General features: G+C 42.8%; 9 protein-coding genes and 1 pseudogene. 7 read left to right on the forward strand and 3 right to left on the reverse strand.

Annotated elements, in window-relative coordinates:
- Nucleotides 1-133: 133 nt before the first annotated feature.
- The gene (locus M1P97_RS25555; protein WP_195374486.1) at nt 134-1,264 is read left to right on the forward strand and encodes an OprO/OprP family phosphate-selective porin; all 1,131 of its coding nucleotides are present in this window, start codon (nt 134-136) and stop codon (nt 1,262-1,264) included.
- Between the two features lie 106 nt (nt 1,265-1,370).
- Here M1P97_RS25555 and M1P97_RS25560 read toward each other — a convergent pair whose 3' ends face one another.
- Nucleotides 1,371-3,335, reverse strand: a complete 1,965-nt coding sequence (locus M1P97_RS25560) for a family 20 glycosylhydrolase (protein ID WP_195374487.1) — start codon at nt 3,333-3,335, stop codon at nt 1,371-1,373.
- Nucleotides 3,336-3,473: 138 nt separating this feature from the next.
- On the opposite strand from M1P97_RS25560, the gene M1P97_RS25565 reads away from it, so the two are divergent.
- The 5 genes from M1P97_RS25565 (at nt 3,474) to M1P97_RS25585 (ending at nt 8,036) form a co-directional block, all read left to right on the forward strand.
- Complete coding sequence (locus M1P97_RS25565; RefSeq protein WP_195374488.1) at nt 3,474-4,187, forward strand: tRNA threonylcarbamoyladenosine dehydratase; 714 nt, start codon at nt 3,474-3,476, stop codon at nt 4,185-4,187.
- Between the two features lie 6 nt (nt 4,188-4,193).
- A complete protein-coding gene (locus M1P97_RS25570; RefSeq protein WP_195374489.1) occupies nt 4,194-4,847 on the forward strand; it encodes an ABC transporter ATP-binding protein in 654 nt (217 codons plus the stop codon).
- 23 nt (nt 4,848-4,870) lie between these two features.
- Nucleotides 4,871-6,241, forward strand: coding sequence for a sodium-dependent transporter (locus M1P97_RS25575; RefSeq protein ID WP_195374490.1), 1,371 nt, complete (start codon nt 4,871-4,873; stop codon nt 6,239-6,241).
- Nucleotides 6,242-6,511: 270 nt separating this feature from the next.
- Entirely contained in the window at nt 6,512-7,231 is a 720-nt protein-coding gene (locus M1P97_RS25580; protein WP_249390550.1) for a ComEA family DNA-binding protein, read from the forward strand.
- A 37-nt stretch (nt 7,232-7,268) separates the two neighbouring features.
- Nucleotides 7,269-8,036: an AAA family ATPase gene (locus M1P97_RS25585; protein ID WP_195374492.1), complete on the forward strand. Its 768-nt coding sequence runs from the start codon at nt 7,269-7,271 to the stop codon at nt 8,034-8,036.
- Nucleotides 8,037-8,038: 2 nt separating this feature from the next.
- Here M1P97_RS25585 and M1P97_RS25590 read toward each other — a convergent pair whose 3' ends face one another.
- Nucleotides 8,039-8,545 carry a flavin reductase family protein gene (locus M1P97_RS25590; protein WP_195374493.1) on the reverse strand — a complete coding sequence of 169 codons (507 nt, stop codon included), beginning with the start codon at nt 8,543-8,545 and terminating at the stop codon, nt 8,039-8,041.
- Between the two features lie 40 nt (nt 8,546-8,585).
- On the reverse strand, nt 8,586-10,913 hold the full coding sequence (locus tag M1P97_RS25595) for a TonB-dependent receptor (protein WP_249390551.1): 2,328 nt from the start codon (nt 10,911-10,913) through the stop codon (nt 8,586-8,588).
- Nucleotides 10,914-11,110: 197 nt separating this feature from the next.
- Between M1P97_RS25595 and M1P97_RS25600 the strand changes: the two are divergent.
- A pseudogene (locus M1P97_RS25600) lies at nt 11,111-11,536 on the forward strand (alanine:cation symporter family protein); the annotation flags it as partial.
- Between the last annotated feature and the right edge of the window lie 129 nt (nt 11,537-11,665).

Raw genomic sequence — 11,665 nt, forward strand, 5'->3', positions numbered from 1 at the left:
ATTTACAGATTTTCTGTCTTATTAATAGAGATGCAACTTAAATTTCTAACCAATATCTTTACAATATCACTTCGATTTTTCCATTTTTTTCGTTCCTTTACAGTGTTAACACTGTAAAGGAACATTTTTTTTCATGAAACACATTACAATTCTACTTTTGGCAATACTCTACACTTTTCCTCTTTTTGCTTCTCCCGACTCATCGCCAGTCGACTGGAAACTGTCCGGCCGCTTATTCCTGGATGGAGGCGTTTATATTCACTCTCCCAAATCATTACATGCAGGAGCTCATATCTCTGATGTACGGTTAGCTGCGAAAGTACGTATCTATTCGAACTGGTATACAAAGATTGATATCGGTTTTGCCAACAATAAAGTAACGATGAAAGATGCTTTCATCGAATATGGAAAAGATGGCAATTATTTCCGGGCCGGATACATGCTCGGTTATTATAGCATAGACCAGTCTACCAGTACAAACGACCTTGTTTTCAATACGGCATCAAATGTAGCCGAAACATTCTATCCGGATCGCCGGATCGGTTTGTCTTATACCCGTTCGCTTCCCTCCTATTACTTTTCGGCCGGTGCATTTTGCGGTGACGGGCTTAGCTTTTCCGAAACGACCAAACCGGGTTACAACTTTTCCGGACGTATCGTTTGGCGTCCGCTTAATTCTTCCGGACAATTATTCCATATTGGAACCGGTGCTTTATTCAGAGTCCCTGATAAAGACACCGAAGCAAAGACTCAACAAATCCGATTAAAGAGCAAAGGGGTTACTTATATTCCTTCTCCACGCACCTTAGATATGACCGTTGAAGATGCTGAAAACCAGATTCAATCTAACGTGGAATGCCTGTTCTTTCAGCATAAATGGCTGCTCCAGACGGAGTTCCTATATACCAATATCAACCGTAAAGATCATAAGCCATCCTACTCGGCTCATGGCGGCTATATTATGGGAGGCTTCCTGTTAAAAGGGACAAAGTATGCATATGATGCTCTCGATGCCATACCGGTCATGCCGGAAGAGCCTCATTCTATTTTACTCGCCTGCCGGTATAATTACACCAACCTGAATGATTTAAGCAGTAATACGACAGGAGGAAGCCAACACGACTTATCAATCGGTATCAATTACTATTTCAACAAATATATTTCCTCCCGTCTGAATTATGCACATCTTTGGATGGATAAATATTCGGCATTAGGCAAATGTGGGATCAATATGATGCAACTGCGGCTACAGGTTCGGTTCTGATTGATGATTATTTATAAAACAGAAAAGTCATATCAGGTAAAAACTGATTTGTACCAAACATATAGGATTGGGATGGAAAAAGGTTTCACCTTTTTCCATCTATTATCTATTTGCAGTAGTTCAATACTTCCACATTCTTTACCGTACTTTTGAAATCACCCGTTGTTTCCAGTGGGAATACTAAGGTACGGACATAACTCATTGAGTCTTTTCCACCGTTGAAGAAGCGTTTCTGGATATTCAGTTCCTCTTGCAGTTTACCGTTGATGTATAAACGGGTAGACTTTTCATCGCCACTGATGGCTACAGAAGTTTCCTCTTCGGGATAGAACTGATAGTTGAATGTATTCAGATAGCCGTCACGGGCAAACCCCAATTTACCGCTGACCGGATCGGACAGATAGAAAACGGCATCCGGCGAACGAAATAATTCTGTTCCGGGAGTTTCCTTTACCGACTGAACATCAAACGATACCGTATAATGATAGCCGATCTCTTTCAGTCCGGTCTTTGTATTCGGTTTTAAAATATCCTGATTATAGATGGCACGCGGTTTGTTCCCCATATAGCCAGCCACATTTACGCCCGGGCCTTCGCTCAGTTCCATACGCTGTGTATTAAACGTTTCATAAGGAACTTTACAATCCTTGCCTGTCCACATCTTTACTGCCAACGTCTGCAAAGCCGGGAAAACACGGTAATGGATATCCTTTGTACTGATACCATTGCCCGCATGGTCGTTCCATACAGCAAACATTCCTCCCTTGATCTGTTTATGCTTCTCCGGGAAAACCTCTTTTCCGATATGCGCCGGAGTCCACTCCTTATACAACATTTCCGTATTCAGATAATCGTAATAATAACCGGCAGCCGGTACGATATACAGATAGCCATCGGGTACACTGACCAGATCATACCCCTGTTTGATCATTTCTTTCGGGTCGGCATAACCGTTATACCAGGCACTCATCAGTACATTTTTCGATTTAACGGGTGTATCGCCCTTGGCATGGCTCAAAGCTCCCCAGACACAAGCCTGTTTGCCGAAGCCTTCTACAAAACGGATGTAATGATCGGTGAATTCGCGGAATTTCTCTACTACGTCCTGCTTCTTATTCGAATACTCGTCTGTACCGATATGCACACGTTTGCCGATAAAGACAGGATTACGACCTTCCAGGTATTCACGGAAAAGACTGTCCACAAACTGGTAGGTTTCCGGTTTGAACAAATCCAGATGATCCATTCCATATTCCTCGCTGCCTACTTCGGGACGGTAATGCGTCAGTGCCAGCGAATGGGCGGGAACGTCTATTTCCGGAATGATCTCTACGCCGAGGCTATCCGCCATCAATTGGAAATCGATAAATTCTTTTTTCGTATAATAACCGTCGCGAGCTGTCAGTCCCGGAAAGAACTCACTTTCCAGACGGAACGCGGCATAGGTCTTGTTCCAGTCGTGCTCGAAATATTGTTTGAAAGCGTTATCATTCAGGTGGACCTGTAAAGTATTCATCTTATAATAAGCCATCATCTTTACATAATCACGCAGGAAGTTCATCGGGATAAACTTACGGCCGCAATCCATCATAAAACCACGGATCGCATAGTCGGGATAATCGCGCATCGAACCTTTAGGCAATGCCTGGTTATTGTCTTGCTCGGTCATCTGAAGGATTGTACGGGTTGCCCAATATAAACCTTTAGCCTTTGGGGCCGATACAGTCACACGGTCTGCTATTTTCACAGCATACCCTTCTTCACCCAACTGTTTGTCACCAGACAAAGAGAAAACAAAGTCTCCGGCGGAAGCTCTTCCCTCTACAACAGCCAACTTACGACCAAACATTGTTTCGTAGTCTTCGGCAAACTGATTGGCAATTTTGTTAATGGCAGGATCTTTTCCTACACAAACAATACGAGAAGTAGGAGATGGAATAAACAAACCTTGTCCCCCTCTCCATTCCTGCAATTCGGGTATGACAAACGGTTTTTCGTTATTGGCAGCATAACTTTTACCTACGAAAAGCGTGCATGCCACAATCAGCATTAAATAGCGTTTTATATTCATTGTATTTTAAATTTAAGCGCACAATATTACTGCTTTTTAATCATCCGGACAAGCTTAAAATGAAGGAATAGTTAAAAGATGACTAATTAAAAGGCGGTTTCTGAATGATTTATTACTTTTGTGTTCAAAAACATATTAATGAGTTACAATTGGAACACACGGACGGAACTTTTACTGGGGGCCGAACGGATGGAGTACTTGTCACATTGCCATGTACTGGTTGTAGGACTTGGAGGTGTGGGAGCTTATGCTGCCGAACAGATCTGCCGTGCCGGGATAGGACATATGACCATTGTTGATGCAGATACGGTAAACGACAGTAATATCAACCGCCAGTTGCCTGCTTTACACTCTACGTTAGGGATGCAGAAAGCCGAGGTTGTAGGACAACGTTTACTTGACATCAACCCACGGTTGAAGCTGAAGATACTCAATGAATTCCTGCGTGACGAGCGGACAGAAGAGGTTCTTTCTACCCAAAAATACGATTTCATCGTGGATGCGATAGATTCACTCAGCCCGAAAGTATATCTTTTGTATCATGCTCACAGGCGTGAAATTCCTATTGTATCCTCTATGGGAGCTGGTGCCAAGATCGACCCTTCGCAGGTTAAACTGGCCGATATCTCCAAAACCTGCAACTGTGCACTGGCTAAAGCCGTACGCAAACGCCTCAGGGGAATGGGATTGAATAAAGGTATTCCGGTTGTTTTCTCTACAGAAATAGCCAATCCGGAGGCCGTAGTGGAAGTAGAAAACGAACAATGCAAACGGACAACTACCGGAACGGTTTCTTATATGCCCGCTATATTCGGCTGTTACCTTGCATCGTATGTAATAAGAAATATATAACCAGGAATGATACAAACACAAGGAATTACCAAGAGTTTCGGAAACTTACAGGTATTGAAAGGCATTGACCTTACGATCAATAAAGGTGAAGTAGTAGCCATTGTCGGTCCCAGCGGAGCAGGGAAAACGACTTTATTACAGATCATCGGAACACTGGACACTCCGGATGCTGGCAAACTGTATATCAACGAGACTGAAACCGGTAAACTTTCCGAGAAGGAACTGGCCGCTTTCCGCAATAAAAATATCGGTTTTGTATTTCAATTCCACCAGCTACTGCCCGAATTTACCGCACTGGAAAATGTAATGATCCCGGCATTGATAGCGCGTGAGAAGGCTTCCGATGCGGAAAAGAGAGCAAAAGAAATACTCGATTTCCTGAGGTTATCGGATCGTATGACGCATAAGCCGGCGGAATTGTCGGGAGGCGAAAAACAGCGGGTTGCCGTTGCCCGCGCATTAATAAACAACCCGGCTGTGATCCTGGCAGATGAACCGTCAGGCAGTCTCGACACAAAGAACAAAGAAGAATTACACAGCCTCTTCTTCGAATTACGCGACCAGATGCACCAGACCTTCGTTATCGTAACTCATGACGAGCGGCTGGCCTCCGACACTGATCGTGTGATTCATATCAAAGACGGGGTTGTTTTAGAATAAGTATAAACACAGTAGAATTATTTATGGCAAACAAAGATAGAGTAACTTTCGGCAGTAAAATCGGAGTGATATTAGCCACAGTCGGTTGTGCCGTCGGCCTGGGCAGTATCTGGCGCTTCCCCTACATGGTAGGAGCTAATGGTGGAGCTGCTTTCCTGTTGGTATTTATGATATGTACGGTTCTGCTCGGTCTTCCGATTATGATCACGGAATTCTTCATCGGCCGTCATTCGCGCAGTAACGCTGCAGGAGCTTTTAAAACACTGGCTCCCGGAACTCAGTGGTCGCTGATCGGATATAACGGCGTTTTAGCCGCTTTTCTGATATTAGGTTTCTATTCCGTTGTTTCCGGATGGACTTTAGAGTATATCTGGCAGGCTATGACCGGCTCGCTGGCTGGAAAAACAACAGCCGAATTTACAACTGCCTTCGAAACATTTTCATCCAGTACATTCCGGCCAATAGGCTGGACAATCGCTTTCATAGCATTGACACACATCGTTATAGTATCCGGAGTAGAAAAAGGGATTGAAAGAGCTTCTAAAATTATGATGCCGGCACTCTTTATCATACTTCTCGTGCTCTGTATTCGTTCTGTTACCCTTCCAGGCGTACAGGAAGGACTTTCTTTCCTGTTCAAACCAGACTTCGATAAGATCACTTCTTCCGTTATCTTAAGTGCCATGGGACAGACATTCTTCTCATTAAGTATCGGTATGGGATGTCTGATCACCTATTCCTCTTATTTTGGGAAAGAAACGAACCTTCAATTAACGGCCGTACAGGTCACTGTCTTAAATACGCTGGTTGCATTACTGGCCGGTATTATGGTGTTCCCAGCCGTTTTCAGCTTCGGCATTGAACCGACGGCAGGTCCGGAACTGGTATTTATCACACTCCCGAATATTTTCGAGCAGTTGCCGTTCGGCAATATCTGGTCGTTCATATTCTTTATCCTGCTGGCCTTGGCAGCACTGACATCTACCATTTCCTTGCATGAAGTGGCTACAGCTTACGTACACGAAGAATATCACATGACAAGGAAGAAAGCAGCCTGGATCGTTTCGGTCGGCGTAGCTGTTATCGGAGCCCTTTGTTCGCTCTCTTTCGGTTTACTGAAAGAATATACCATCGGCGGACTGATCATCTTTGATGCCCTAGACTATCTGACGGCAAAGATTATGATGCCTCTCGGAGGTATGATGATTTGTGTTTTCGTAGGCTTACGTATCGAGAAAAAAGTACTGAAAGCCGAACTGACCAACAAGGGCACCATCACTTTCTACTTCTTCAACGCATATGCATTCTTCATAAAATATATCGCCCCTGCCGCTATCGGATTGATCTTCCTGAACGAATTGGGACTGATCAAAAAGATAACCGGCTTGTTTTGAAAAATAAAAAGTATAAGTTACTTGCTTATTTACAGGTAACTTATATCTTTGTAAAAGAATATTTATCGTTTAATTATTACACATATGGAAATCAAAACCGCTTCAAAGAAAAGAAAGTTGCTTCCCGGTCTCAACATGTCCCATGAAGAGCCTTACTTCCCACTCATTTTATTCTTTATCGAATAGAAGTTCTGAACATATTACATCAAGCTGTAAGTATTACCCAAGCAAAAAAAGCAAGAAACATCAAACCATAAAAAACTGACAACTATGAACTGGCGTGATTTACTCTATTTTTCCAAAGGAGAACGCAGAGCCTTAACCCTCCTACTCTGTTTGATCTCTATTTCCTGGATCATTTTATTATTGACAGACAATAAACCGGAACAAATCTCTAAAGAAAATAACCGGGTCATTGAATCTGTAAAAACATCTCAAACAATCGCTTCAAACAAGCCGGAGAAGGTCAAAACACCTGCATCCGAAAGAAAAAACAATTCCTTCCGGGAGAAAAAGAAATTTCACCCGAGAGAAACTCCCAACATACCCGGAAGAAAGACTTTCCCAAAAACAGAGAAATATCCAATCGGAACAGTGGTTGAGTTAAATACTGCCGATACAACCACCTTAAAGAAAGTACCCGGAATAGGAAGCACCTTTGCCCGTCGTATCATCAAATACAGGGAACTATTGGGTGGATTTTACTCCGTCTCCCAACTTAGTGAAGTGTATGGAATCGATGAAGAACGATTTAATACGATGAAATCGTGGTTTTCGGTAGATGTGAAAATTATTTGTAAATTATTTGTGAACCAGGCACCGGTCAAAAACCTTTACAGGCACCCTTATATAAACAAGCAACAGGCACGAATTATCGAACAGTTACTGAAACAGAAAAGGAAACTCTCCGGCTGGGAGAACCTTCAACTGCTGGAGGAATTCACCGAAGCTGATAAAGAAAGACTGACTCCATATCTGTCATTTGAATAAAACAGGAAGTTTATCTACATTTGTAAAAAAGAAAGCTATGATTTACCTCAAACAAGTTCAATTGATCAATCCTGAAGAAGTAGAAGGGCCATTGGAAGATCTTAAATATCCGTTTAAGGCCGCAGCCGTACGATATATAGACTCGATTGTGTTCCGTAAGCCTGTCACTTTCCTGATTGGTGAAAACGGAGCCGGCAAATCGACTCTGCTGGAAGGAATCATGTTCAAATACGAGGAACGGGATGAGGACAAACAAGGCATGCTTTACGATGGTGTAGAAGCATGGAAATCATATTCGAATGTCTTGCCACAGTGTATTCGCCTGGTAGAAGAACAAAAACCTTTCGATCATTTCTTCTTCCGTGCCGAGTCTTTCTTTGACCATGCAGCCGAAATCGATGCAAAATCGATGAAGGATATATTAAAATACGGACGTGATTATTCAATGGGAGCCTACGGAGGACACCGTCTACTGGAACAGTCGCATGGGGAAAGTTTTCTCAGTACTTTTCTGAATTATGCAGGAAGAAAAACACTCTTTATACTTGATGAACCGGAAGCAGCCCTCTCGCCTCAACGGCAACTGGCGCTATTAGTCAGGATCCATGAATTGGTGGCCCAAGGCTGCCAACTGATCATTTCCACCCATTCACCGATCATTATGGCTTATCCGGATGCGGATATTTACTCCATAGAGGAAGATGGAGCACATATTACCCCGTATGAAGAAACACAACATTATCAGCTAACGAAGTATTTTCTGACTCATACGGAGCAAATGCTCAGGGAATTGGGAATAAAGTAGAATCACTTTTCCCAAGCATTCAATATCTCTGCGACATAGACGTTATGCGGATTGCCAGCCATAGCGCTATACCATTTTTCAAACAATGCCGGATCGACAAAACTATCTTTATCCATCTTCGTCACATAGAGTGTTTTGCACTCAAGCGTCAGCCGTGACTGCTCAAAACAAGGGTTTCCTTGTTCGGTAAAACAGGGAGTCAGTCCGGTGGCGGCTACTTTGTCGATATCACGTCCGGATTTAGAACCACAGATCTTATGTGCCGCTTTGTGTTCCTCACCCAGAAAAGAGAGCGTAAAACATCCCTTTTCATCGACAAATCCACAGGTATATCGTTCTGGACGGATGAATACGAATACGACCGGTTTATTCCAAAGAAAACCTACGCCACCCCAACTGGCCGTCATCATGTTAAACTTCTCCTTGTCGCCGGCACTTACCAGCATCCACTCTTTACCGATAATCTCAATAAAGTTGTCCTTGATCAGACTGGGTTCAATTGCTTTCATACTTTATACGCTTTAATTTTTTTCAAAGGTACAAAGAATATCATTTACCCGTACTCATTACGCCCGAGTCGTTATCTGCATTGTTCAGACGTTTCTGACCTGCCTTATAAGTACGACCGAATGAGAAATTGTAAGTCAATGAAACAACGAACAAACGAGAGCTTTCTTTGATATACATAGCTTTCTTATAAGAAGCATACTGGTTCCAGTTTTCCGACTTCACCTTATAATTATCAGAGAACGGGTTGATTGCTCCTACTCCAACCGATAAATTCTTATGATTGTAGCGCACCATCGCCATCTGAATATTTTCGCCACCTTCCAACGTTTCACCCCAGAACCAGTTCCAGTTCGTATTCATCTGATACATTAGCATGAACTTCTTCCAGGTGAGAGATGCCTGTGCTTCACAATACCAGTTCGTATAACGGTGGGAATAGGTATTTCCATTGCTGATATAATGATTTACACCGCCAGTAAACGAGAACTGCAAAATGTCTTTGATCGGCCCGATACGGAACATAGCCGAACCGGTCAGGCGTTGCCAGTTCTTTTGGTTGTTCCAGGTCTGGATGATCTTGTTACCTTCCTGATATTTCTCATCCATAATAGGATTGGGAAGATATTCATAAGCACCGTCTAAATTGGTATAAAAGATACCTTTCTGATATTCATAGGTTAGCGCCAGGCGATAGCGCATATAGGCCTCCAGTTGCGGGTTACCGCGTTGCAGCTGCAAAGAATCGATCACTTGCTCAATAGCACTCAAATTACCCAATGAAGGAGAAGAATTACCGACATAACCTCTCAAACGGATAAACGATTGCCCGGGTAAAGCATATTGCAATGTAAAACGTGGATTGAACGTATAATATTGGTAAGAATCATCTGTCCCATCCTGTTTGTAATAGGAACGCGACACACCGACTCCCAGCGTATAATCCAGTTTCCGGGCTTTTCCTTTAAACTCGCCATAAAGAAAGCTTTCCGACTGATTCATACGGGTATTATAATCGTGCCCGTTGCGATATTCATTATTGGAAAACGACTGTGTATGACGGATACCGGTACTCAAACGATTTCCATTCTCCAGCTTTTTCTCATAAATACCTTCACCGATCACTGAATATTTATTTCCCGAAACACGGTTATCGATATCCGTCAGCAGATCCTCACCACGACTTTCCTGATAAAAACGATGGGAAGAAGTACGGTTGTAGGTTCCAACCACATTAAAGACCAGCGTCTGATCGTTTTTCAAATTACGCTGATAATATAAGTCTAACGCAGGAACCTGATTATCTGAACTATTCAGGTCTACCATATTTACATAGTCCGACAAATTTTCCTGGTTGGATAAAACACCGCGGTAATCCCAATGCGGTTGATGGTTATTCCAATAGCGGAACGTAGCATTAAACAAATACTTCTCGGGATCCTGTACACTATAATTCAGGTTCAGATTATGCATGAACATACGACCATGAGCCGGTTCACCTTCTTCTTTCCGATGCAAGACCGTTCCATCACCCAAATGAAAGATTTCTTCATTATCCCTGGAAAGTCCATAAAAATCGCGCGGACCGATCCGATAGGAAGCACCGAACTCTGATTTCTTATGATTGATCTTCCCGGAAACCCGATGTTCTCCCCATAGGGCATTTACCCCCTGACTCATATCCACGCTGAAACTTCCCCCCGTTTCCGGGCGACGAACGATATAATCGAGTACCACTTCCGCATTACCGTAACGTAATCCGGGATTATCATGATATTCAATACGGATGATATCGGAAGGCAACAACGATTTGATTTCATCCAGTTCTACTTTCACCCCGTTTATGCGAAGTTGAACTTCACCGTTTCCCGGTACTTTAATTTCGCTTGACAACGGATTCACCTGTATCTTCGGCAGCATCAGTTGTTGCAACAGATCCATACCGTTGGTTGAAGCCTTTACCTGTCGATCGGACGGGAAAACCAGCTTCCGGTCGGAACGGCTGCTCGTATTGGACGCACTGACTGTAACGCCATCCAAAGAGACTGAAGCATTTTCCATCGATATATCCCCCAAAGTCACACTCTTGTTGAAGTCCTTCAAAGCAACATATTGCGTCGAATACCCTAGACTGGAGATAGCCAGCAGGTAATCACCGGATTTCACTTTATCTAAAACAAAATTACCCTTTCCATCGGTAGTTGTTCCAGTAATAAATGTAGAATCCATTGTTTGCAGAACGACATTGGCAAACTCAAGAGGTTCTTTGTTCCGACCATCTTTCACCAAACCTTTTATCCCTAAATTTTGAGCAAAAACTCCCTGTATCATGCAGCCAAGCAGCATGACCCCGAATATTATCCGTTTCATAAGTCTATTGTTTATTTCAATTTGCAGGGTGGCCTTTTCCCGCTTTCTTGTTTATTTCTGTTAGTAAGACGAAGCAACTCGAAAAAAGGTTACATCATTCAGCAGAAAAAATGAAACTATTTTTTTACACCTGTTTAACATCTTAGCTTACAGAATAAAAGAAAACCCGTATCTTTGAAACAAAACGAACAAAACACATGGATATATTAAACTCCTGGATCAGCGCCATCAACGATGTTTTATGGTCTTATATATTAATAATCATGCTATTGGGTTGTGCGATATGGTTTACCTTCAAAACCCGTTTCGTACAGTTCCGTATGATTAAAGAAATGATAAAATTGCTTGGAGACTCCACCGAAAAAACTAAAAACGGTGAAAAACATATCTCTTCCTTTCAGGCTTTTGCCGTATCATTAGCCAGTCGCGTAGGGACAGGCAACCTGGCCGGAGTAGCTACTGCCATTGCAGTCGGTGGTCCGGGTGCTGTATTCTGGATGTGGATAATTGCTCTGCTGGGAGCTTCCAGTGCCTTTGTAGAATCGACATTGGCGCAATTATATAAAAGAAGAGGGAAAGACTCTTTTATCGGCGGTCCTGCCTATTACATGGAACGTGGACTTGGATTTGAAGTGCACCCCAAAAGTTAGACATAAAACTTTAGGGGTGCATTTTTTATGTATAGACATCACAGTTTTGAAGAGAAACTAAACATTGTAACGAAAATTCAGCATGGTATTCCTCTTGGGCGA

The sequence above is a fragment of the Parabacteroides leei genome, assembly GCF_023369805.1.
Classification (GTDB): domain Bacteria; phylum Bacteroidota; class Bacteroidia; order Bacteroidales; family Tannerellaceae; genus Parabacteroides; species Parabacteroides leei.